General features: G+C 40.0%; 16 protein-coding genes and 1 pseudogene. 14 read left to right on the forward strand and 3 right to left on the reverse strand.

All coding sequences use genetic code 11. The features are described 5' to 3' along the window. Positions 1–47: 47 nt before the first annotated feature. The 11 genes from BVH02_RS12275 to BVH02_RS12325 all read left to right on the forward strand — a co-directional run bounded on the left by BVH02_RS12275 (position 48) and on the right by BVH02_RS12325 (position 17,332). Complete coding sequence (locus BVH02_RS12275; protein WP_086501741.1) at positions 48–1,508, forward strand: potassium/proton antiporter; 1,461 nt, start codon at positions 48–50, stop codon at positions 1,506–1,508. Positions 1,509–1,946: 438 nt separating this feature from the next. Beyond that, complete coding sequence (locus BVH02_RS12280) at positions 1,947–3,317, forward strand: purple acid phosphatase family protein (RefSeq protein WP_086501742.1); 1,371 nt, start codon at positions 1,947–1,949, stop codon at positions 3,315–3,317. A 253-nt stretch (positions 3,318–3,570) separates the two neighbouring features. Then, positions 3,571–8,505, forward strand: coding sequence for a translocation/assembly module TamB domain-containing protein (locus tag BVH02_RS12285; RefSeq protein ID WP_086501743.1), 4,935 nt, complete (start codon positions 3,571–3,573; stop codon positions 8,503–8,505). Continuing rightward, positions 8,495–10,789: a translocation and assembly module lipoprotein TamL gene (tamL, locus tag BVH02_RS12290; protein WP_086501779.1), complete on the forward strand. Its 2,295-nt coding sequence runs from the start codon at positions 8,495–8,497 to the stop codon at positions 10,787–10,789. The genes BVH02_RS12285 and tamL overlap by 11 nt, the downstream gene beginning before the upstream one ends. Positions 10,790–10,854: 65 nt before the next feature. Beyond that, on the forward strand, positions 10,855–12,738 hold the full coding sequence (locus BVH02_RS12295) for a DUF4153 domain-containing protein (RefSeq protein ID WP_086501744.1): 1,884 nt from the start codon (positions 10,855–10,857) through the stop codon (positions 12,736–12,738). A 109-nt stretch (positions 12,739–12,847) separates the two neighbouring features. Then, the gene (locus tag BVH02_RS12300; RefSeq protein WP_086501745.1) at positions 12,848–13,747 is read left to right on the forward strand and encodes a DnaJ C-terminal domain-containing protein; all 900 of its coding nucleotides are present in this window, start codon (positions 12,848–12,850) and stop codon (positions 13,745–13,747) included. Between the two features lies 1 nt (position 13,748). Further along, the gene (locus tag BVH02_RS12305) at positions 13,749–14,051 is read left to right on the forward strand and encodes a chaperone modulator CbpM (protein ID WP_086501746.1); all 303 of its coding nucleotides are present in this window, start codon (positions 13,749–13,751) and stop codon (positions 14,049–14,051) included. A gap of 21 nt (positions 14,052–14,072) precedes the next feature. Further along, positions 14,073–14,531, forward strand: a complete 459-nt coding sequence (locus tag BVH02_RS12310) for a DinB family protein (RefSeq protein WP_086501747.1) — start codon at positions 14,073–14,075, stop codon at positions 14,529–14,531. Between the two features lie 13 nt (positions 14,532–14,544). Next, entirely contained in the window at positions 14,545–15,042 is a 498-nt protein-coding gene (locus BVH02_RS12315; RefSeq protein ID WP_317045428.1) for a VOC family protein, read from the forward strand. A gap of 36 nt (positions 15,043–15,078) precedes the next feature. Next, positions 15,079–15,642: a class I SAM-dependent methyltransferase gene (locus tag BVH02_RS12320; RefSeq protein WP_223271859.1), complete on the forward strand. Its 564-nt coding sequence runs from the start codon at positions 15,079–15,081 to the stop codon at positions 15,640–15,642. A 583-nt stretch (positions 15,643–16,225) separates the two neighbouring features. Then, positions 16,226–17,332 carry an acyltransferase family protein gene (locus BVH02_RS12325; RefSeq protein ID WP_086501748.1) on the forward strand — a complete coding sequence of 369 codons (1,107 nt, stop codon included), beginning with the start codon at positions 16,226–16,228 and terminating at the stop codon, positions 17,330–17,332. Positions 17,333–17,565: 233 nt separating this feature from the next. Here BVH02_RS12325 and BVH02_RS12330 read toward each other — a convergent pair whose 3' ends face one another. Then, positions 17,566–18,102 carry a pyridoxamine 5'-phosphate oxidase family protein gene (locus tag BVH02_RS12330; protein ID WP_086501749.1) on the reverse strand — a complete coding sequence of 179 codons (537 nt, stop codon included), beginning with the start codon at positions 18,100–18,102 and terminating at the stop codon, positions 17,566–17,568. Between the two features lie 218 nt (positions 18,103–18,320). Beyond that, a complete protein-coding gene (locus BVH02_RS12335; RefSeq protein WP_086501750.1) occupies positions 18,321–19,415 on the reverse strand; it encodes an SGNH/GDSL hydrolase family protein in 1,095 nt (364 codons plus the stop codon). Positions 19,416–19,622: 207 nt separating this feature from the next. Between BVH02_RS12335 and BVH02_RS12340 the strand changes: the two genes are divergently transcribed. The 3 genes from BVH02_RS12340 to BVH02_RS12350 all read left to right on the forward strand — a co-directional run bounded on the left by BVH02_RS12340 (position 19,623) and on the right by BVH02_RS12350 (position 24,433). Then, positions 19,623–22,631, forward strand: coding sequence for a PVC-type heme-binding CxxCH protein (locus tag BVH02_RS12340; RefSeq protein WP_086501751.1), 3,009 nt, complete (start codon positions 19,623–19,625; stop codon positions 22,629–22,631). A gap of 192 nt (positions 22,632–22,823) precedes the next feature. Then, positions 22,824–23,564: a subclass B1 metallo-beta-lactamase gene (bla, locus tag BVH02_RS12345; protein ID WP_086501752.1), complete on the forward strand. Its 741-nt coding sequence runs from the start codon at positions 22,824–22,826 to the stop codon at positions 23,562–23,564. 146 nt (positions 23,565–23,710) lie between these two features. After that, positions 23,711–24,433 carry a 3-ketoacyl-ACP reductase gene (locus BVH02_RS12350; protein WP_086501753.1) on the forward strand — a complete coding sequence of 241 codons (723 nt, stop codon included), beginning with the start codon at positions 23,711–23,713 and terminating at the stop codon, positions 24,431–24,433. Between the two features lie 36 nt (positions 24,434–24,469). Here the strand turns inward: BVH02_RS12350 and BVH02_RS12355 are convergent. Further along, positions 24,470–25,581 (reverse strand): annotated as a pseudogene (locus tag BVH02_RS12355) (endo-1,4-beta-xylanase). Between the last annotated feature and the right edge of the window lie 117 nt (positions 25,582–25,698).

Consider the following 25,698-nt stretch of genomic DNA (forward strand, 5'->3'; position numbering starts at 1 on the left):
AAAGTAAGCTAATCTCATTAGTTTTGATCTAATACCAATATACATCAATGTCTCTCACCGCCGAAAATATCCTTTTAATCAGTTCTCTCTTACTTTTAGCAGGTGTACTAGCTAGCAAAACTGCAGGCAAGACAGGCATCCCAATGCTCTTAATATTCCTTGGAATAGGAATGTTGGCGGGATCAGATGGAATCGGTGGGATCAGATTTGACAATCCAGACGTCGCTCAGTTTCTCGGAATCATTGCCCTGACCTATATTCTATACTCTGGTGGTATAGATACCAAATGGCCTAGTATTAAACCTGTTCTTAGGCAGGGAATTATGCTCTCTACGGTAGGTGTATTGCTTACTAGTTTATCTCTTGGTGGTTTTGTTTATATGATTTCAGAGCTCACTTTTCTTGAAAGTTTACTTCTTGGCTCTATAGTATCCTCCACCGATGCTGCTGCTGTCTTTTCTGTTTTGAGGGCAAAAAGCATAGGTTTGAAAGGAAATATCAGGCCACTGCTGGAGCTAGAAAGCGGCAGTAATGATCCTATGGCTTATTTCCTTACCATATCAATACTAGGACTTGTCACGCTACAGACTGGATCTATCTGGGAAATTGTCTCGCTATTTTTTATTCAGATGATCGTTGGAGGCTTGTTGGGATGGTTATTTGGAACGGTTACAGTCATATTGACGAATAAAGTGAACCTGGATTTCGAAGGATTATATCCCGTAATGCTACTCGCTTTGGTCCTCATCACATATACTACAGCAGATCTGCTTAATGGTAATGGTTTTCTAGCAGTTTACATCAGTGCAATCACAGTAGGTAATGCCAATATGGCTCACAAAAAGAGTCTTATGAAGTTTTTTGATGGTGTCGCATGGCTTATGCAGGTAGTCATGTTTATCACCTTGGGCTTACTGGTATTCCCTAAACAACTCGTCCCAGTCTCGGGAATAGCCATATTGGCCGCTCTCTTTTTGATTTTTGTGGCGCGACCTCTTGGCGTTTTTATTTCGTTGTCATTTTTTAAATTTAAGCTTCGCGAAAAGGCATTCATTTCCTGGGTTGGGCTGAGAGGAGCTGTTCCAATTGTATTTGCAACCTTTCCTCTAATAGCGGGCATAGAAATGTCATCCACCATTTTTCACATAGTATTCTTCATTGTACTGACCTCTGTTGCTATTCAGGCGACTACTTTGCCTTTGGCTGCAAGACTTTTACATCTTTCCCTCCCTGCTTCCTTAAAAAAGCGTTCTATGCTTGATCTAGAACTTTCTGAAGATTTTAAAAATGCGATTCTTGAAATCCAACTTCCTAAAGACAGCCCGATTTCGGGGAAGAGAATTTTAGAACTTGGTTTTCCAAGCACCAGCTTAATTGTACTAGTAAAAAGAAGTGGCAAATTCATCACTCCGAATGGTCAGACAACGCTCGAAGATGAGGACGAGCTTATGATCATGATGGAAAATGACCAGGAAGAAAAACAAATTAAAAACCTACTTCAGGTATAATTAGTGATGATACTCTTGATCGGGAGTATTCTATTGGTGATGATTCCCTAGATTGGCAGGATACTCCATTTGTGCTTGCTTTTCTTCTACTCTTTGATCTGATACTACTGTGGCAATACAGAGATTTTTTCATACCACTTATCAACGAAGGATAATGTCGATTTGACATCAAAACCCAAGTAGCTCGAACTAGAAATGGGCACTTAATCTAGCTTGTAGGTCTCGGACTTCAGTTTCTTTCTATCCAAGTATCTTATTGGAATTGGTCGGCAGCATATCTCATAGTCGAGTTTGGATTGGTCTTGACGGGGTTGAGCTTTGGAGTGGATCGCCAGAGACCTGCGAATATTGAATTAAGAATTCCTTAACATGACTTCTTGTGATATGCGAACTTTTAGTATCTTCTTTATTCTTTCAAATTCTCTAAACATCCCATCGATGAAAGTTTTTACAAAGTTCAACTGTCTCTTCGCCCTATTTTTCTTAGCGACTTCATTTAATCTTATAGCCCAAACTTTTCTACCTACAACTTTTCCTGATCGTATAATTTTAACATGGTCGGATGATCCTATGACTACACAGTCTGTCACTTGGAGAACATCTGCAGAGGTAATGGATTCTAAGGCACAATTCATCCTAGCACCAAATACTCCAATTTACTTGGAGGAGGTACAGACTTTTGATGCCAAGACTGAATTCCTTGACGTTGACAGTGTACAGGCAAACTATCACTCTGTTACTTTTCAAAACCTAAAGCCTGCCACTACTTATGCATACCGCGTGGGTAAAGAGGAAACTTGGAGCGAATGGCATCAATTCACCACCGCTCCTGAAAAGGGTGCTCCTTTCTCCTTCGTTTATTTTGGAGATGCACAAAACAACTTGAAATCGCAGTGGTCTAGAATTATCCGCCAAGCATATTCTAATCTACCTAAAGCAGCCTTTATGCTACATGCAGGTGATTTGATCAATAGTACACAGGATGATTCCGAATGGGGTGAGTGGAATTATGCAGGATCATTTATCAATGCCATGATTCCGAGCATTGCTACTCCTGGCAACCATGAATATGACCGTGAAGAAGGTGGCACCTTGGTCCTCGACTATCACTGGAAAAAGCAATTCACATTTCCTGAAAATGGACCGAAAGAGTTTGAAGAAACTGTTTACTATACTGACTATTCGGACATGAGACTGATTTCTCTCAACTCTCAAGAGATAGTTTCAGACGAAAATTCCATGGCTATTCAAAAAGATTGGCTAGAAAAAGTATTGTCAGAAAACACTCAAAAGTGGACAATTATTACTTTTCATCATCCGATATATTCTTCCGGAACTGGCCGAGACAACCAAGAGTTTCGCGAAGCTTTCAAGCCCATTTTTGAAAAATACAAAGTTGACCTTGTACTTCAGGGTCATGACCATTCCTATGGTCGAGGAAGAAATCTTCCTTCTGGAGTTGCAAATCAAGATGAAGCAGCTCAAGGACCCGTATATGTCGTGTCTGTCTCTGGACCAAAAATGTATAACCTCACATTTGACAAGTGGATGGATCGCGCAGCATCCAACACGCAGCTTTACCAGCTGATCAGCATAGAAGGCAACAGCTTAAATTATGGAGCTTACACTGCTACGGGGGAATTATATGATGCTTTTGAACTGATCAAAGACGAAGGAAAGCCTAAAGAATTTATTGATAGAGCTGATAAAGCTATACAAGAAGCGATTGAGTTAACACCTGGATCAGATAAAAAAATGACGGCTGAGGAAATGGCGGAATACATGCGAACATATAAAAAAGATAATTAGGAAACTTTTCAAAAAACAATTTCACTAATATCAAGTTTTAAATATTGCGTTATACCCCCTATTTTGGCTTGTTTCTTGACAGATAAGTAGGTAGAATAAAAAGACCTCAAAATTCCACTGCTAAAAGGCTTAACCTATTAAAACTTTTCTGACCAAATTTTTAAAGATTCTAGGCATTATACTGGGCGTAATTTTAGCGCTTATAATAATCCTGATTCTATTCATCAGAAGCCCATGGGGTCAGGGTATAGTTGTGGATAAAGCCACCAGTTATGTCTCAGGAAAAACAGGCACTGAAGTAGCTATAGAGCGTCTTTTCATTACTTTTTCAGGTAATATTTACTTAGAAGGTTTATACATTGCTGATACAAAAGGTGACACCTTAATTTACTCAAAAAACTTAGAAGCTGGAGTCGCTTTTGCACCACTTCTGAGTACTGGAAATATCAATGTTACCAAGCTAGATTGGGAAGGCTTAAAAGCTAGGGTAACTCGCAGTGCGGTAACAGAAAAATTCAACTTTGATTTTTTAATTGAGGCGTTTGCTTCCCAACCTGCGGATTCCACCCTGACTTTAGCTGCTGACACCACGGCTTCAGATCCTTTGAAAATAAAACTTTCACCTATTTCTCTAAGGGATTTTGACATCATGTTCTTCGATGAAGTGATGGGAATTGATGCTTCTATCTTGCTTGGGCAATTGGATGTCACAATTCCTGGATTGGATCTGGAAACTTACGAGTTTGACATCAAAGAAATAGCTTTACAAAATACCAGAATCAAATATCATCAAACGAAACCTTTTCCTGCTACTGAAGAACCTGAGGAAGAACCACTAAGTCCAATACTGAACTTGGATAAATTAAACTTAACCAATGTTTCGGTAGATTATGTCAGCTTAGCGGATAGTCAGAAAGCACAAGTTCAAATCGGGAATTTACGTGTTGAATTACCTGAAGCAAATCTAACAACCCAATCAGTCAAACTCACTACACTAGCGTTAGAAAAATCCTCGATTTTATTCCATGATTTCTATGAAGCCATTTTCATCGAAACTGCCATTACCTCTCCTGCTGCCCCTTTTGAATGGCCAGCATGGATAGTGGAAGTAGATAGAATATCGATAGACTCTACCGACATCGAGTACAAATCTGCAGATGTTTCCATCAAAAAAGGATACTTCAATCCGGAATCTATTGTCATTTCAAATCTTACTTTTGATGGCGAGAATTTATTTCTAAAGGATGAAAAAGTAAGCGCAAAAGTAAACACTATACATTTTTTAGAAGGCAGTGGTTTTGAGCTTAAAGAATTGAAATTCGGATTAGAGGCCGGAAATAATTCTATGGTTCTTTCGGATTTTCTATTGGCAACCAATCGCAGCACATTGGATGCAGTAGCATCATTGGAATACCCTTCCATTCAAGCATTGATAGATAATCCAGATGTTGTTCAGTTGGATTTGCTCGTAAATCAATCCTCCGTGGATGTGAGAGATAGTTATTTTTTCGCTCCAGAACTAGCCCAAGACACGCTGCTACGCGAACTTGATGACGCTCCTTTCAACCTAGAGTTACAGGCACTAGGAAGTCTTAAATCTATGGATATCCGCAATGCCAGGATGAATTGGGGAGAAACTAGTTTCTCAGCAACAGGCTCTGCACAAAACATATTGGATGTAGATCTGCTAACATTTGATTTCCCAACAATTAAGCTCCATACGGATCGGGCAACTCTCCTGAAATTTGTGAAAGAGGAAGATTATGGGATTCAATTTCCTGAGCAAATAAATTTGCAAGCTACAGCGAGTGGGAAGCTGGATGATCTCTTGGCGAAGCTCAACCTTGAAACTGAAATGGGGAATATCCAGTGGAACGGAGGCTATCAAAATAATGGTTTGCTCGCTTTTGATGCAGACCTCAATGTAGATCAGTTACAGCTAGGAAAGCTTCTAAAGATGCCTGAGCTGGACACGCTGACATTCCATCTTCTTGCAACGGGCTCGGGGTCTAGCCTCAATGATTTAAATGGGGAATTGACTTTCACTTTTGATCGCCTGAAACTATACGGAACTGATTATTCTGGATTGAAGCTGGATGGCAAATTAGTGGATGGAGCTGGTGATTTACGGTCAAGTTTGAACTCGGAGTTTTTGGATTACGATTTACTTACCAAAGTGGATTTAGATTCAATCAATTCAATCGTAGATCTTACGCTAGATCTCAAAGGTGCTGACTTTTTTGCACTTGGGCTCACAGGTAAAAGCGCGAGAACCAGATTCAACCTAGCCGCAAATTTCGAAGGAAATTTTGAAGAATTTGATTTCTCGTCGATCGTACAAAATGCAACTTTTTTATATGACAAAAAGAATTATCCAGTTGGCAGCCTCACGTTTGATGCAAGTGTTCGCGACGATTCTACCAGTGTAGATATCGCCAGTTCATTGATAAATGGCTACATCCGAACTAATACTAATCCTGCGGATTTAACTACCGCAATTACAGAGCATTTCCGCCATTATCTAGACAAGGCAGATTCAATTCATTCTGTAGGAGAAGGGAAAATCGTGATGGATGTAGACATCAAAATTTCAGATGACCCATTACTTAGCGAGGTACTTTTACAAGGTATAGAGCAGTTTGATTCTGCTAGAATTAAGGCGCATTACATTCAAGAGATAGACTCGCTTACCGCGGATATAGAATTCCCATATGTGAATTATGCAGGTACCGAAGTGGATAGCTTGGGTCTTAGAATCCGATCTAATAAGGATATACTAAGGATGTATTTTGGTTTTCAGGCCCTAACTTCTGGCCCACTAAATATGGGTAAGACCTTTCTCACTGGTCAACTGGCTGACTCAAGATTATATTTTGATTTTCATTCTTACCAAGAGGACGAGCGAAAATACCACGTGTCCTCAGATATCGGCTTGGCAGGGGATACCCTTAGTTATCACGTTTCATCTATTGATCTTATACTTGAAGGAGAGCAATGGCAAGTGGCGGAGAAAAACTTGGTGAAATACTCTGGCGAAAGTCTGGAATTCAAAGATTTTAAATTTACCAGAGACAATCAAGAAATCTCTTTTGTCAATAACGTGGAAGAATCCACCGATGAAAATATTGCATTAGTATTCAACGACTTCAGATTATCTACAATTACAAGTTTATTAAATCCCGAAGAGATAATAGCTGGAGGCAATATGAACGGAAGATTGGTGGTAGAAAATCCCTTCGGTGCATTGGGATTATTAGGTGAGTTGAAAATCGACAGTCTTAAAGTTGTCGATGTCCCTCTTGGAAATCTGAATTTGGAGGCGACAGCAAAAAGTCTCGGAAATTATGCGTTAGCTCTAGATCTGAAAGATGGTGGATTTGACCTTGATCTAACAGGAGATTTTGTAGCAAATGAGGCTGGTGGAGATTTTGATATCAAACTTGATCTGAACAGGATTGAAATGGAAAAAATAGCTGCGCTTACACAAGATCAAATAGTGAATGCAGCTGGATATCTATCCGGAACAATTACAGCCAATGGGACCACAGCCGAACCTCGATACGCAGGTGAAGTCCAGTTCCATGAAGCATCCTTTGTCCCAGCGCAACTCAGCACTAAATACCTCCTCTCTAACGAGAAACTCAACTTAGATAATGAAGGTATTTACTTTGAAAAATTTACTTTCCGTGATGCAGATAACAACACATTTGCCATCAACGGCATGATAGGCACAGAAAGTTATCTTAATCCAACATTTGATTTGCAGCTTACTGCGGACAATTTTATGGCGGTCAATTCTACCGACAAGGATAATGAGTTAATCTATGGCAAAGCCACGCTTAGCGCAGATGTCAGCATAGAAGGAGACTTAGTGCTCCCAGTGGTTAAGGCTAACCTTACAATCAAAGACAATACCGATCTTACCATTATCATCCCTAAATCTGAGCTTGATCTGGTGGAAAGACAGGGCGTAGTTATGTTCGTCAATAAAGATAATCCTGATGATATTCTCACCCGTCAACTGGAAGAAACTACGGCTGCTTTTTCAGGATTCGATATACAGGCGATTTTAAATATCGATCCTATAGCACTTTTCACAATCGTAATAGATCCAGCTACAGGCGACAATCTAAAAGTAGGTGGGCAAGCCGATCTGCAAATGGATATCAATCCTAATGGACGTATCACCTTAAGTGGAAATTTTGAGATTTCTACCGGACACTATGAAATGTCCCTTTATAATCTAGTGAGTAAAAAATTCGACATCAATCCAGGTAGCAGAATCACTTGGAATGGCGACCCTATGGATGCCAATTTAGACATTCGCGCTATCTATAGAGTAGAAACCGCAGCTTCACAACTCATGTCTGCGCAGCTTACCGGAAGTAATAATGAAACCCAATCGCAGTACCAACAACAACTTCCTTTCTTGGTTTATCTGAATGTAAATGGAGATTTACTTAAACCAGAAATTTCGTTTTTGCTGGATATGCCTGAAAACCAACGAGGAGCTTTTGGCGGAAATGTATATTCTCGAGTACTTCAAATCAATGAGCAGGAAGATGAATTGAATAAGCAAGTATTCTCGCTTCTCGTACTTAATAGATTCTTCCCTTCTACTGGAAGTGATGGCTCTGGTGGCGGTGCAGAATCTATCGCGAGAAATTCTGTTAGTCAGGTTCTTTCTGATCAAATGAATGCCCTTTCTAGCAAACTCTTCGGAGACAGTGGTTTCCAAGTAGGTTTTGATGTGGATAGCTATCAGGATTTCCAATCGGGCAGAGCTACAAATAGAACAGACTTAAACATCAATGCGAAGCAAACGCTTTTTGATGATCGCTTGATTGTACAGGTAGGAAGTCAAGTCGACATAGAAGGAAGTTCTCAGGGCTCTGACCAAGCAAATTCCATTCTTGCAAATGTTAGTTTTGAATATCTGCTGACAGAAGATGGGCGATGGAGAATTCGTGCTTTTCGCAAAAACCAGTTTGAAAGTATCGTCGATGGACAGCTAGTAGTTACAGGCGGCGGTTTGATTTTCAATCGGGAATTCAATGCTTTCGCAGAATTATGGAAAACTCCTATCTCTTCATCTGGTAAAACAAATCCAATCGATGAATTGGAGAAAAAAAACAAAAAGGAAAAGAAGAAAAATCGGGCTAAAGAATCAGAAGAAAATGAGGATTAAAGGATTCATATCAGCTATTTATTTAATTCTACTTGCAGCTATTCTCAGCTGTAGTGTGAAAAAGTATATCCCTGAGGATGAGTTTCTATACACGGGAGCAACTCTTGATGTGCAGACAGAAGCTGACATCAAAGACCTTAAGGATTTAGAGGAAGAGCTGGAAGGCCTACTTCGTCCAGAACCTAATTCCAAAATTCTTGGGATGTACGTGGGGCTTTGGGCACATTACAAGGCGACTAAAGACAAACCTGGGTTCATCAATCGCTTTTTAAATAAAAAGCTAGGTGAAGAACCTGTCTATTTCAGTCAAGTAACGCCTAGCCGTACCGAAGATCTAATCTTAAATAGGCTTGAAAACAGAGGTTTTTTTTATAGTCGCGCCAATTCAGAAGTTAGCAGAAAAAACAAATTTGCTGAAGTAGCCTACACTGCTTCCATATCCGAACCATATACACTTAGCCAGGTTGAAGTGGAGCGGGACAGCATGGAAATTGACAGAGAAATCATCGCATTGATGAAAGAAACCACGCTGGATTCAGGTAGTCGGTTTGATCTAAACACTCTGAAATTTGAAAGAAATCGAATTGATTCAGCGCTCAAAGCAAAGGGTTACTATAATTTTAACAGTGACTACCTCATCTTCGAAGCAGACACCAATATTTCAGACAGCGCAAGGAGTTTCAAACTTTACCTTCGAATGAAGCAAAATGTCCCTAAAAACGGGATCATACCTTACAAAATTGACTCAATCCTTGTTTTCCCAAACTACTCAATCGATGAAAATGGGGAGAAAATAGACACAGTTTATTTAGACGGGAAAAATTTCATTCAGGGAAATGACACATTCAAACCAGAACTTTTGAACGAGTATATTCTCATCCAAAAGGACCAGCGATACGATCCAACTCTTTCCAGACTTTCGAGCAATAGACTGAGTTCTATTGGCAACTACAAATTTGTCAATCTAAGGTATGAGGAGCTATTCACTTCAGATTCTCTTGGGCATCTCAAGGCTAGTTTCTATTTATCTCCCTTAACCAAAAGATCAGTCAGAGCCGAGTTATTGGGAGTTTCCAAATCAAATAATTTCGCTGGGCCGGCCTTAAATCTGGTCTACAGAAACAGAAATCTATTCAATGGTGGCGAGACTTTTAATCTAACTGGAAGGATTGGATATGAATTTCAGATTGCCGGAGGAGAGGGCAGAAAGGGACTAGAGTCATTGGAACTCGGTTTATCAGCTAATCTTATTTTTCCACGAGTGATCTTTTTTGTACCTATCAAAGATAAATTCAGTTACTCTGTCCCTAAAACAAAAATGGGTATTGGTGTCGAATATTTAAGTCGCGGTGGATTGTATAATCTCAATTCAGTTTCTGCCAACTATGGCTATTTCTGGAATGCAAATAAATATGCTTATCACGAAATCAACCCGATTAGTGTGAGTCTGGTGAATCTCAGCAAAACTTCGCCTGAGTTTGATAAGATTCTTGATGATAATCCATTTTTAAAACGAAGTTTCGAGCAGAATTTTATCGCTGGACTTAATTATACATTTAACTATAACAAGCTAAATGACAGATACCGAACTCATGGGTACTTTCTGGGTGCCAGCCTTGATTTCGCAGGAAATGCATTGAATCTCATCGATAAAATGGGAGACAAAGAGGATGGGAAGATTCTTGGCCTAGAGTATGCCCAGTACGGCAAATTAGATCTTGATCTTCGATATCATTATAACATAGACCAAAATCAAACAATTGCGACACGTATATTTGCAGGATTTGGTTTACCATTTGGCAATTCTGAGTCCTTGCCCTACATCAAGCAATACTTTTCTGGAGGACCTAATAGCGTAAGGGCATTCCGAATCCGATCTATAGGTCCTGGAACGTATCGCCCAGAAGACTTCGATGTTAATTCCTATTTCGATCAAACAGGTGATATCCGAATCGAAGGAAATATAGAGTATCGCTTTCCTATTGTTTCCTTCCTAAAAGGAGCATTGTTTGCGGATGCTGGAAATATTTGGTTGATCAACGAAAACGAAGCTCTTCCAGGCGGGAAATTCACCTCCGATTGGTGGAATGAAATGGCCGTAGGTACGGGTGTTGGATTGCGAGTAGACATCCAGTTTTTCGTGATTCGATTAGATCTAGCGACACCAGTTCGCATACCATACCTGCCAGAAGGAGAACGATGGGGGAACACTTTTGATATAGGAAGTAAAACATGGAGGAAAGAAAATTTGATTTTCAATTTTGCTATTGGATATCCTTTTTAATAAATCCTTAGAACCTGAATTGTACAGTATCTTAGGTTAAAATTATTATTAACCCATCAGATATCATGAAATTCCCTTCACTAACTCAACTTCAAACTGATGGGAAAAACGCAGCTTTTCGCTTTCCATTTAGCTTGCTGTTCGGGGTTTTGGCTGCAGCCTTAAGCATTTACCTTATCGACTCGGAACCTACGGATAAGCTCTGGCTCCTTAATCTTCTCCTTACTTTTGCACTTGGCATTCCCTTGTACTTTTGCATTGATGTCCTTGCCGAAAAAAATAAGTTCAACACACTACAAAGACAGATTTCTTGGTTGATTGGACTAGTTTTCTTGGGTTTAATTTACTTAAGCTTCCCCGCTGAAGACACCTTTTCGAATACTCGAGTTCCCTACATCAGGTATGCTATTTACAATTTGGCAATTCACTTGATGGTTGCGTTCCTACCTTATTTTGGAAGTGATAATCAGGAGAGATTTTGGAATTACAATAGGATTTTATTTACTAGGCTGATTACGGGAGTCTATTATTCTTTAGTGCTTGTAATTGGAATCAGCCTTGCTCTATTAGCCATCGATGCGCTTTTCGACGCCAACATAGACGGGAAGATCTATCCACAGATTTTCACACTTACTATCGGGATTTTCAACACTTGGTTTTTCCTTGCGGGTATCCCGAGGTCCTTTGAAAATGAGGTTTCTTTGGATGACTATCCTAAAGGATTAAAGATTTTCACCCAGTTTATCCTTATTCCACTTCTGCTGGTTTATCTCTGCATCCTGTATTTCTATGGTGCGAAAATTATCATCACGGGGGACTGGCCAAAGGGTATCGTGACATATATGATCGTAGCAATATCGGTACTGGGAATTTTCACCAATCTGCTTCTTTATCCCTACCAAACGTGGAAAGAAAGTGATTGGATTAAGACCTTTCATCGAGGATATTATCTAGCGCTTATCCCATTGGTCATCCTTCTTTTCTTAGCAATAGGCATTCGGATTCAAGACTATGGACTTACTGTAAATCGATACATTATTACCTTGATGGGGTTTTGGCTCGCTTTCATATCTCTCTATTTTTCCTTTGGAGCCAAGAACATCAAGATTATTCCCCTTTCCCTATCCATTTTTATGATTTTAGCATCTTTTGGCCCTTGGGGAATGTTTAGCCTCAGCGAAAGAATTCAGCGAAACCGACTTTCTGAGATTTTGACAGAAAACAACATCTTAATTAATGACAAAATCCAACAGGAAGTCAAGTGGGATATCGGACAAAATGGGAACCTCAAACCTCAAGTCGAATTACGAACAAAATCACTACCACGAGAGGACATGAACGAGGTCAATTCCATCCTCCAATACTTGGAAGATTATCATGGCATGGAGAACATCTATCCATGGTTTGAGCAAGATTTGAAAACGCTCTTAGATAAATCGAAAGACTCTCTTACAAATCCCACTCCCCTTCCAAGTAAACTCGTCATCGAATCGATGAATTTGACATATGTCTCGTATTATGACATGCAGAGTTCTTCTGAATATTACAAAGAGCTAACACTAGTGGTAGAACCTGATTTTCAGTTAACGATTTCCGGCTATGACTACATGCGTCACATCACTGTAGGTGCTGGGAATCAGCGAGAGGAATCCTTTGCTGACCGCAAATATCACGTGACATTAGGAAAGGACAACAAAGCAATCCTTATCCTAAAATGGGCTGAAGGATCGATAACAATAGATTGCTCAGATTATTTGAAAGACCTTCTCAACCAATACGGCAGCGGATATCACACTATACCTTCCGAGGAATTAGTCATTATTAGAAATAAGAATGATCTGGAAATCAAACTACAAATCAGCTCGGTTACGATAACAAATTCGGGAGACGAACTAATGCTACAAAGTTTAGAAGGGTTTTTGCTAGTCAAAGAAATATCAGAGAGATAACATGCTGATTTTCCATCCTAAAATCATTCTCAGTATCTTGTTTACAAGAAACTCAAACTTGAATTTCGGATTCCATTTTTCTACCCTAAAGTAAATTTCAGTAAAAAATATGGCATTCATAGATTACTATAGCATCCTGGGCATTGACAAAAATGCTAGTGAGGCAGACATCAAAAAAGCCTTCCGAAAACAAGCCCGGAAGTATCATCCCGACGTAAATTCTGACGATAAGACTGCGGAGCACAAATTCAAGGAAGTAAATGAGGCTAATGAAGTTCTCAGCGACCCTGAAAAGCGTAAGAAATACGACAAGTACGGAAAGGACTGGAAGCAAGCTGATCAGTTTGACCAAGCTGGAGGAAGACAGCAGCGCAGTCAAGGAAATCCTGGGGCTGGTTTTGGTGGCCAAGGTTTTGGAGGAGCAGATTATTCAGATTTCTTCGAGTCCATGTTTGGTGGATCTGGAGGAGGTTTCAGGCAAGGAGGTCGCAGTGCCAAGTTCAAAGGGCAGGATTTCAATGCAGAACTTCAGCTGAGTATTCATGATGCTCACGAAACTCACAAGCAAATTCTCACTGTCAATGGAAATAATATCCGCCTGACGATCGCTGCTGGCATTGCAGATGGGCAGACGATTAAGATCAAAGGAAAAGGAGCTTCTGGAGTTAATGGCGGGCCAAACGGAGACTTGTACATTAAGTTTATGATCAACAATAACACTAAATTCCAGCGTGAAGGAGATAATCTTTATTCTTCAGTTGAACTGGATCTCTATACAGCCTTGCTCGGCGGGGAGCTTCTGGCAGATACATTTGACGGAAAAGTCAAACTTAAAGTAGCTCCAGAAACTCAAGCCGGAACCAAAGTGAGACTCAAAGGAAAGGGATTTCCTGTCTATAAAAAAGAAGGAGAATTTGGAGATTTGATCCTTACATATTCCATCAAAAACCCAACGAATCTGACGGCAGAAGAGAAGAAGTTATTTGAACAACTCCAAAAACTACGATAAGATGGCACAGCAAGAATTGATATTGATAGAGACGCTCTGTACACATTATGAAGTCGAGATCTCATTTGTGGACACACTTTACAGTTTGGGTCTGATCGAAATTCATACCATAGAACAGGTGAGGTTTATTCCCGAAGAGAATGTTGGTGATTTGGAAAAAATGATCCGAATCCATCAGGATCTTGAGGTCAATCCAGAAGGCATCGATGTGATACTCAACTTGCTCAGCAAAGTAGATGATTTAAAAAACGAGCTCGCCGAAACAAAAAGCAAACTGAGACGCTTTGAACTTACTCACCCATAAATAAACTACCCAAATTTAACTATGACAAATAACTTTCAACTCTGGAAAACCAATCGCGCCATTTACGCCAAATTCCTTCAGCATAACACATTGGAGCAGCTTAACATGATCCCCGAAGGATTCAACAATAACCTCATCTGGAATATTGGTCATGTGATCGCAGTTCAGCAGCGTCTGGTCTATGGTCTTTCTGGTCTTCAGATGAATATAACTGACGAACTATTTCAGAAATACAAGCCTGGGACAATTCCCAATCATGATGAACCAGTGGAAACTGTGGAGCTCTTCAAAGAACTTTTGAGCTCTACTATTGATCAAACCATAGCTGATTTTGAGGCAGGGGAATTTAATGATTACACAGAATACACCACTTCTAAAGGCTTTCATCTCTCTAGTGCTGAAGATGCCATTGCTTTTAACAATTACCATGAAGCACTACACTTGGGGACAATGGTTTCCATTTTAAAATTCATACACTGAAATCCGCTGCATCATGAATAGGACCTTAATTCTGGCAACTGCAATGACAGGAGCTTTTAGCCTTGGGCTTTTCTTCAATTCTGTTTTCTATTCTGATCAAAAACAAGCAATTCAAATTCAACAAAAACCTAACACAGGCATGAAACTAGGAGCATTTTCTATAAGCCTCAGCGTCCAAGATCTTAATGTATCTAAAGCATTTTATGAGAACCTTGGCTTTAGTCAATTTGGCGGTTCTATGGACAGCAACTACCTGATCATGAAGAATGAAAGCACTTTGATCGGGTTGTTCCAAGGGATGTTTGAAGGCAACATCCTTACCTTTAATCCAGGCTGGGATGAAAATGCACAACCTTTGAAAGAATATAATGATGTTCGAGAGATCCAGCAGAAACTTCAGTCAAGCAAAATAGAAATAGTAAATCCTTCGGATCAAAGTACCACAGGCCCAGCTAGTTTTATGGTGACAGATCCCGACGGAAACATGATATTATTTGACCAGCATTTGTAGAAATACCAATTAAAACTCCAGCAACTTTTTAGCATAATGAATAAATCCAGCATACAAGAGATCCGTGAAAGATTCGATAAGGATGTAGAGCGATTTGCGAATCTTGACACCGGACAAGTCGCTACAATTGACGCCAATATTTCTTTGGAACTGATCACAGAAGCCGCCAAGCGTATTGTTCCAAATGCTAAAAACATCCTTGACGTAGGCTGTGGAGCAGGAAATTATACATTGAAAATGCTCAGCAAAGCACCTGATCTGTCTTGTTGGCTTGTAGATCTCAGTGGCAACATGCTGGAAAAAGCTATGGAACAAGTCTCAAGCCAAACCAGTGGAACAGTCTCAATTTTTCAAGCTGACATTAGAGACGTGATCCTTCCGGAATCAAGCTTCGATATTATTTTGGCGGGGGCAGTTTTGCATCATTTGCGGGAAGATGACGATTGGGAAAGGACTTTTGCGAAGCTTTTCTCACTCCTCAAATCTGGAGGATGTTTGATGATCTCAGATCTGATCACTCAGGACACAGAAACACTAAATGAATACACCTGGGAGCGCTATGGAGATTATCTGGAAAGCGTAGGTGGAAAAGAATACTGAGAAAAAGTTCTTGCTTATGTTGCAATAGAAGATTCTCCGAGATCGATGAATTATCAGTTGGATCTGATGAAAAAAGTTGGCTTCAGCAAAGTGGAAATCCTCCACAAAAACATGTGTTTTGGTGCTTTTGGCGGAATAAAATAGAAAACTCTCAAACACCTCTTTAGTGCAGATGCCGCAAGTGCAAGGATCATTCTGGACTATTTGGAATAAATCGGAATCCCTACCAAAAGCCAAACTTGGAAGACAGCTTTCTATAGGCTTAGAAATCAATAAGGGCACGTTTCTTTATGATCTGGAAAAATTTCTATACTCAGGAAATTTATTCCTTAAAGTATTGATATGCTGATTTCCTTCTAAGAGTCTGAAATTACAATGGCATCCCGCTTTTGGTCTGAATGGGTTTAGGCAATCAAGCAGACATATAACAATGAAAAAGTGGATTTGGGAATAGGTGAAAAACATCTAGTTAAAGGTGCTGATAAAGCGTCTTTTTTTTGTGTTCTGCCATTGATCAAGATTAATCATATAGCATACATGTTTTTCTCTATCTTAGAACTACCACTGACCCAATCGAATTTAAATGAGCGAGCTTAAACTTTCTGGCCAACAAAGGCTTGTTTCCTTAGATTTATTTCGCGGATTGACCATGTTTTTGCTAGTGGCAGAGGCAGCATTAGTTTATAAATATCTTCTTGATGCAAGTCCAGAAGGAACGTTCATTCATAATTTCTTCCTTCAATTCACTCATCATCCATGGCATGGACTTAGATTTTGGGACTTGATTCAGCCATTTTTCATGTTTATTGTTGGGGTTGCTATGCCATTTTCACTAAACAAAAGATTGGCCGTGGCTGGTGATAGAAGAAAGGTAACCCGGCATATTTTAAAAAGATGCCTACTACTCTTCCTCTTCGGAACTGGTCTTCATTGTGTGTATGCAGGTGAATTGGTATTTGAACTATGGAATGTCCTTACTCAATTATCCATCACCATTCTGATCACATACTTCCTTTTAGACAGCTCGTGGAAACTTCAATTTGGTGTTTCCATAGGTTTAATAGCCATCACAGAAATTGCTTACAGGCTCTATAATCCAGAGCTTCCTTTTGAGCATGGAGCCAACTTCGGCAATTTCATGGATCAAGTCTTGATGGGCAAAATCAATTCTGGCGGTTGGGTAGCGATCAACTTTATCCCTACAGCAGCACATACTATCTGGGGAGCTATCTGCGGAAATCTACTTTTATCTTCGAAGTCTGAAAAAGAGAAAATTATGTTATTGGTAATTGCCGGTGTAGCGGCATTGGCCATTGGTTATAGTTTGGACCTAGCTGGTATCACCCCCATAGTAAAACGAATCAGCACTTCATCATTCGCATTTGCCTCAGGAGGATGGGCTATTTTAGCGTTAGCTTTTTCTTACTGGCTCGTGGACGTCAAAAAGAAAAATGGATGGGTTTTCCCCTTTGTCATTGTAGGTATGAACTCCATATTCATTTATCTTTTTGCTGAGATCTTAGGACATCGCTGGCTGTTTGGTTTTATTGAAATTTTTAGTGCCGGAATATTAGAACCTATTGGTATGGGAGAAACTGCGATTGCAATCATTACGGCGTTTCTAACTTTGGGAGCGATGTGGTATTTGTGTTATTTTCTATATAAAAAGAAAATATTTTTTAGAATTTAGGAAAACTTCTCTTGTAACAACGAGGAGAGACGATTGATTTCTCAATTCATGAACAGCGGGAATTATATATCACATAATAGAAGTCCAGGATTACAGAATCAAAACGACCTTGTCAACAATTCATTTCGTTTGACATAAGCAGTGGCACAAATATTACAATTTGCTCCTAATTGCTGAAAAAAAAATGTGATCCAGTTCCCTGGATCACATTATAAACTTTAGCGTGACCCCAACTACACGTCTAAAGTACCTTCAATGGAATCATCCATTGTTTTTCCTGATATCGCTGAGATTAAAACTTTAATTCCAGCGATAGTATTACCATGCTTATTGTCCCAGTAATAACCACTTTTCGGGATAAATTGTATCACAGAAATCCTAGGATCATCCTTCCCTTCGGTAAACCAAGCTTTCACAGTGGGATCCCAAAGCTCTTCAATTTTTGCTCTATCATCTGTAATTACCGCATGGCCATTTAACTCCAGAAAATCGGAATACGATGAACCTTGGAAATAAAGTGTGACATCAGTATCTGCTGCGATTTCCATGTTTTTCATGCTGTCTTTTGCGCTAAAAAACCAGATATTACCAGCGTCGTCCGTCTTTTGCACTGACATTGGACGTGATTTATGAGAATTATTTAAGGTGGTAGAAGTGACAAAAAAACAAGAACCAGACTTATCGATCAGCTCACGGATTTTTTCTACTGCCTTCGATCCGGCAAGATTTTCTCTATTTTGTTCTTCTTGGTTTTGGTCTATTGAGTTCATGGTATAGTTGGTTTAAAACTTCAAAAATTAAACCCAAGATTTGGGTTCATCCCTAGTACTGCAAACAGATTGCCTAATGAGAATTATCGAATCAAACCTTGTACAAAATCAATGTTTCAAAGCAGTTAGGAGAGATATAGACCTTTTCGCTCAGACATTTAATATCAGAAACCAAAAAAAACCCATAGCATTAATACCTGATTCGGGGAAATAGATTCCTATCTAGTTTCTCCTAAAATCTCTTTAAACTTCTTAGAATAGGCAGAAGAATACTTGACCATACCTAGGTCACTAGGATGAGTCCCGTCCACAAAGTCATCTATTCCCATTCCAATTTCATCCTTGGTAAGCGTATAGATCTTAGAAACTCCTGATGTAAGCAGTTGATCAAAACTTTCCTGTAGCCAAATATTCAGATTTGTATAAATTTCAGCTCTCGATTCATATACCATACCATCAGAATAACCTGCATGCTCTGTCAAAAGAATCGGGGTATCCGGATACTTAGTACGAATTGTATTCACTGCAAAAATCAGTTTCTCTTTCACCTCCTCAGCAGAAAAGCTGCCCAAATTAGGTAGGCAGTCCAACACGAAAATGGCAGGATCTATTTGAGTAAGTAAGTCTATAACCTCCGGCTCCATTCTACCATTTCCCGAAAAACCAAGATTTATCATTGGCATATTCATTTCCCTAGCCAAGATATTTGTCCAAGCCATTCCAGCTCTTGAGGCACTGGCTCCTTGAGCTATGGAAGTACCATAAATCAAAATTGGTTTTTCAACTCGTTTTGGAGTAAACGCAAAATTTTTATCATCTGGCACTCCAATTTCCAGATCAGTCAGTCCATTGTAAAGTGGCAGAAATAGGTAGAATTCTTTCAACTTAGCTTGATCATTATCCAAGTGAAATTTATAACTCACTTTTTCCCCAAACTGATAACTCCCTCTAATCCACAACCAGTTTCCGGTTTCATCTTTGGTGTACAAATCAACTCCAGAAACTCCTGTGGCTGGCATATGCGGCATTTGTATGTTTCCAGTTGGAAGATATGAAACGCTGATTTCCTCACTATCTGATGTGAACCTAAGCATCAGTCCAGCCGTCTGCCTAGACAGATTCCATACAGGTGTTCTCACTGAATTTACAGCAGAATCAGGAAGTCGATTAAATCCTATATCGTCCCAACCTCTTCCTTCCAGCGCCTGCATCATCTCGGGACTTTCTCCAAACCACTTGGTTTCCTGCGCGAATGAAAAAGTTGAGGACGTAAAGAAAAATAGAGTTGCTAAGTATTTAAGAGTACATTTCATGCGCTGATGATAAGGTTCTGGAAAGTGAGATACTATATAGAGTCAAAAGAAAATAGATCGCTTGAGGTGGTGGATCTGTAGCGTCTAATTTTCATCAAGTCAAAAATTTACTTCGCAAAGTATTCTAAAACAACATTCTCCAAACATTCCCAGCACTTTTCCTTAATTTGATGTCTTGATTATCAAACCCTGCTAACCGCCCACCCTATGTTTAAGAAATTTACGATTCTCAGTCTACTGGGATTTTTACTTTTTTCCTGCGAAAAAAAACCTGCTCAACTCACAGACGAAGAATATTCTAACCTCACTGACGAACAAAAGAGATCTTCAAAGCACGCTGTCGACGGCATAATTTTAGAAGACGACCGTCTTGAGCTCACGCTTTTTGCTTCAGAACCAATGATGTCAAATCCTACTAATATGGACATTGATGATCGTGGGCGGATATGGATTGCTGAAGCATATAATTATCGAAATACCTTAAACCCAAGAAACCCTACTCGAGCTGAAGGTGACCGAATTCTGATCATGGAGGATACCGACGGCGATGGAGTAGCTGATGTATCAAAGGTATTTTATCAAGGGAATGACATAAATGCAGCCTTAGGAATTGCTGTATTTGGAGACAAAGTTTATGTATCTGTCAGTCCATATGTCTATGTTTTCACCGATGCGGATGGAGATGATATTCCAGAGAAAAAGGAGATCCTTTTTCAAGGTGTAGGAGGCATTCAGCATGACCATGGTATGCATGCGTTTACTTTCGGTCCTGACGGAAAGTTCTATTTCAACTACGGAAATAATGGTGAAGGCTTACATCATGCAGATGGTTCTCCGATAATAGATCCACTAGGCAGACCTGTGAATAATCAAACTCAACCGTATAAGGAAGGAATGGTCTTTCGCATGAATCCAGATGGATCAGATACGGAAATTTTAGCATGGAACTTTAGAAATAACTACGAAGTGGCTACCGATAGCTACGGTAGAATGTGGCAGTCTGATAATGATGACGATGGGAATCGAAGTACTCGAATCAACTACGTGATGGATTACGGCAATTACGGTTTCAAGGACGAATTCACCGGTGCTGACTGGAGATCAAGAAGAATCAATATTGAGGACTCAGTCTATCTGCAGCACTGGCATTTGAACGACCCTGGAGTAGTTCCAAACCTACTTCAAACGTATGCTGGATCGCCTACTGGGATTTTGATCTATGAAGGAAAACTTCTTCCTGAGGAATATCAGAATCAAATGATCCATTCAGACCCTGGTCCAAATATCGTAAGAGCATATCCAGCCGTTCCATCTGGAGCTGGATTCTCTGCAAAAATTATTAATCTCCTCGATGGAAATCCCCGAGACAATTGGTTTAGACCTTCAGATGTGACAGTAGCTCCTGACGGTTCTTTGTTCATATCGGACTGGTATGACCCGGGAGTTGGTGGGCATGCGATGGGAGATCTGGATAGAGGGAGAGTCTATAGGCTTGCGCCAAAAGATGTCGATTACAATGTAGTTAAGCCTGATTACACTAGTATTTCATCGTTGATCACCTTGCTACAAAATCCAAATCGTGCGACTCACTTCAAGTCTTTTATGGCCTTGGTAGCAAAAGGAAATGAAGCCAAAGATGCCTTGGAGAAACTATTTACCGAAGGAGAAAGCCGAATGAGAGCTAGAGCATTCTGGGTACTTACTAAGCTTCCAAATGGCAACGATTACATCAAAACTGCTGCAACTGATACAGATGAGAATATCCGTGTGGCCGCTATTCGTGCTTATAGAAACAATAAGATGAGTGATGTGTCATTCTTGCTGGAAATGGCGGGTGACGAATCTGCACAAGTTCGCAGAGAAGTAGCACTTGCAATTCGGTACAAATCGAATCCAGAAGTATGGCTGAAACTCGTAGAGGGCTATGAATCTGGTGATCGTTGGTATTTGGAGGCACTGGGAATTGCAGCTGAAGGATTTTGGGATGATTACTTACCCTTATACCTTGCAGATAAGGAACAAAACTGGATGGGAAATCAGGCTGCAAAAGATATCGTTTGGAGATCTCGGTCTTCAAATACGTCAGTACTTCTTGGGAAAATCATTCTTTCTCAGCCAGGCAGAAACAATCTATCCTTTTATCGTGCTTTTGATTTCCAATCGCCTTCTTCCAAAAACTCAACATTGAAAACCCTCTTGGCAACAGCTCCAGAAGAAGACCAGCTAATAATTCTAAGACAGATCATTTTTGATCCAACATCTCCGGATCGTGAAGTTCTTGACCTCGCCAAAAAGACTGCGGGAAGTATCGCCGATGATCGAGACTTCTTGGACATTGTAAGCAAGTATGGTTTGACAGATCAAAAAGTCAGATTAGAGAAGTTGATCTACCAGTCAGAAAATGATCAGAACTCACAAAAAGCTGCTGATAGCTACGCTTCACTGTATGGAATGGAAGCTGTAAGTCTGTCTATAAATGATAAGGATCAGGCTAAAGCAATTACTTCTATTGAGAAATTTGGCACTATCGACAATGAATCAATGGCTAGGCTTCTCGCAACTATTTACTTGGACGAATCCAAGTCGGTAGAAGTAAGGACCGCTGCGATGGATGCTGCCAAAGGTTTTAATTCCGAACCGTATCTATGGGAACTTGCAAAAGCTGATCAAATCCCAGCGGACATGATCCCAATCGCTCAGAAAATCCTGCAATCCTCTTGGAATGGAACTATACGCGCAGAGGCAAATGAGAAATTCGGGACTGCATCAGCTAAAACCACTAGTGATATTTCCAAACTAATAACCCAAAAAGGAGATATTGAAAAAGGTCTTATGATTGCAAACAATTACTGCCTTGCCTGTCACAAAATAGCTGACAAAGGAATAGACTTTGGGCCGGGTCTCTCAGAGATTGGCGATAAACTATCGAAGGAAGGGCTATATAATTCCATCATCAATCCATCAGAAGGAATGGGATTTGGTTATGAAACACAGCTCGTAAAAATGAAGGACGGAACACAGTTCACCTGCATCGTCAATTCTAAAACAGAGAATGACCTAGTGGTGAAACTCATCGGAACCTCTGAGCAAAAGATATATAAATTGGTGGATGTCGAAAGTGTAACACAGCTAGACGAATCCCTCATGCCTAAATTCCCACTTTCAGAAACCGAGTTGGTAGATTTGGTGAGCTATTTGGAGACGCTGAGGAAATAGGGATTCTGTGAAGGAATATTTTAAAATCCCAGCTTATGAAAATAGGCTGGGAATTTTATGAAAATAATTTTAACCGCTAAGATTTCGCAAAGGTCACAGTTGTCCTGCTTCTCCAGAAGCCGGACTTAAACTATTTTTCCTTGTAAGATATAATATTTGATATTGAGTATTTTCAACATTCAGAAAACTACTATGAAAGCTAATCTTTTAATCCTTATCGTGTTTACTCAGTTTATAATCCTTGATGTGAGCAGCCAGCAGACCAATAAAATCTACGAATCCGAAACCCTCCAAATCGAGCAAATCAGTCCAGACACCTTTGTGCATATCAGCTATCTGAATACAAATGATTTTGGCAAGGTGGCTTGTAATGGGATGATTGTAATAAATGATGGAGAAGCATTGGTCTTTGATACTCCAGCAAGTGATGAAGCGAGTTTGGAATTGATCAATTGGTTGGAAAATGATCGAGAGGTAAAAGTCAAAGGAGTTGTCGCTACACATTTCCATTGGGATTGCTTAGGCGGACTGAATGAATTTCATGTGAAAGGAATCCCTTCTTACGCTTCTGACAAGACTATAGCTTTGGCCCGAGCCGCAGGATATCCAATTCCTGAAAATGGCTTTAAAAAGAAAATGAACTTGGAAGCTGGAAATATTGAAGTCATCAACCAATTCCTTGGTGAAGGACATACCAAGGATAATTTCGTGGCCTATGTTCCTTCGGACAAAGTCATTTTCGGAGGATGCATGATCAAAGCGCTCGGTGCCGGGAATGGAAACCTCGAAGATGCCAATGTAGCCGAATGGTCTGCTACTGTGAGAAAAGTAAAATCAACTTTTCCTGAGACACTCATCGTTATTCCCGGTCATGGAAAAATCGGTGGAACGGAGTTGCTGGATTATACGGTTGAGATGTTTAAGACGAAATAATCCTGATTCTTTGTAAATCAAAAAGATTCAAAGCTCTTCCCTTCTGCTAAAAGCAGATAGGAAGAGCTTTTTTTGATAAAAAGCCTGTCAACTGAACTCAATTTCACTTCAGCTGTTTTCTTACTAATAACTACCAACACAAAACCATGGAATCACTACAAGGAAAAACCGCGCTGATCACAGGAGCTGGAAAAGGATTAGGCAAAGCAATTGCCATAGCTCTAGCAAAGGAAGGCGTTAATCTCGCACTTTTATCCAGAACAGAATCAGATCTATTGGCAGTCAAAGAAATCGTAGGAGAAATCGACTCATCACTGAAAGTAAGCTATGCCGTTGCAGATCAGTCTGACTTCTCAAGCATCAAAACTGCAATCGCATCATTGACCTCCGAAGTTGGAGTGCCTGATATTTTAGTGAATAATGCGGGTGTTGGGAAGTTTGGGAAATTCCTCGATTTGGAAGTTTCCGAATGGGAAAACATCATTAAAGTCAACCTACTTGGCGTCTATTATATCATTCACGAAGTCCTTCCAGGTATGCTGGAGCGTAAATCAGGAGATATCGTGAATGTATCCTCTACCGCTGGCCAAAAGGGAAATGCGATAACAAGTGCATACAGTGCATCCAAATTTGGATTAAATGGCCTAACCGAATCATTGATGATGGAAGTTCGGAAATCAGATATTCGTGTATTCAGTATGACTCCTAGCACAATTGCCACTGATTTGGCTATCGGAAATAACCTGACAGATGGCAATCCTGACACAGTGCTGCAACCGGAGGATTTTGCTGAATTGCTAGTCTCTCACCTCAAACTACCAAAAAGAGCTTTGGTGAAAAACGTGGAGTTTTGGTCAACAAATCCATAATTTGTTCTGAGCAGTGATCTGCATTTAATTCATTGATCACTGCTCAGAAACTTCCCTCAACTTCTCAAAAACATCCTCCTTCAACTTCAACTCTCGATCAAAAAGTAAAGGATAATTAGTGCGCCCACGTACTGGAAAGTTATTCAACCAACTTTTTCCATCATGCAGGCCCCACAAAGTAACTCTGCTGATTTTGTCTTTATGTTTCTGGAAAAGCTGAAAAAGGTCGGCATATCGCTGTGCAAGTTTCACTTTAGCCTCCGGAGAAATCCCATTTACAAAAGGATTGTACTCCGGAGAATTCGCAAAGTTGATGTTCAAATCAGCTCCTTGAGCACTACTAGGTCGAGGAAGCACATCCACATCAAGCTCAGTAATCACGACCTTGAAACCAGCTTCAGAGATTTCAATAATCCCTTGCTCTATATCCTCCAGTGTAGGACTGCCCAGCATGTAATGCCCCTGCATTCCAATGGCATCAACACGAATCCCCTCAGCTTTCATTTCCTTCGCCAGCTCCAAAATTCCTTTTCGCTTCGAAGCTTTCCACACATTGTAGTCATTGTAATAAAGTTCGGCTTCAGGATCTACTTCATGCGCCTTGCGAAAAGCTACTTTAATAAAATCCTTTCCCGCGACATTGTACCATTTTGATTCCCTAAAACTCCCGTCTTCATTGAAGGCCTCATTCACCACATCCCAACCGTCAATTCTTCCTTTGTATCGCCCAGCTACTGCAGCTATATGATCCCCCATTCTGGAAAGCAATTCATTTTTGCCAACTAAATCTCCTCCTTCATCCTCAAACACCCAATCTGGAACCTGCTGATGCCAAACCAAACAATGGCCTATCGTAAAAGCACCTAGTTTTTTCCCCAAGTCCACATAATCATCTCCAAACTCAAAATCAAAACGATCCAATTCTGGATGACCTTCTCCCATTTCAATCCATTTTCAGGACTTAAACTGTTAAAATGCTTCTCAATTACGGCTAAAGCTCCTGTCTCCTTTCCAGATACCTGCTGCACATTTACCGCAACTCCTATGAAAAAGCTATCTTTGAAAAGATCTTTAAGACCATCATCTTTTGGTTTTTGAGCTGAAAAAATTACAGTAAGTAGAATAAAGGTTAGCGTAGTTCTTAACATAGTTATTTTAGTTTAATAGGCTTAGGCAAATTAGCAAAAAGAATATTCTTATACTGATTTGCTTAAAATATGGTCTCAAATCTAGAAATAGTATACATTAACCAATCATAATTCTAT

The sequence above is a fragment of the Algoriphagus ratkowskyi genome (assembly GCF_002150505.1).
GTDB lineage: Bacteria > Bacteroidota > Bacteroidia > Cytophagales > Cyclobacteriaceae > Algoriphagus > Algoriphagus ratkowskyi.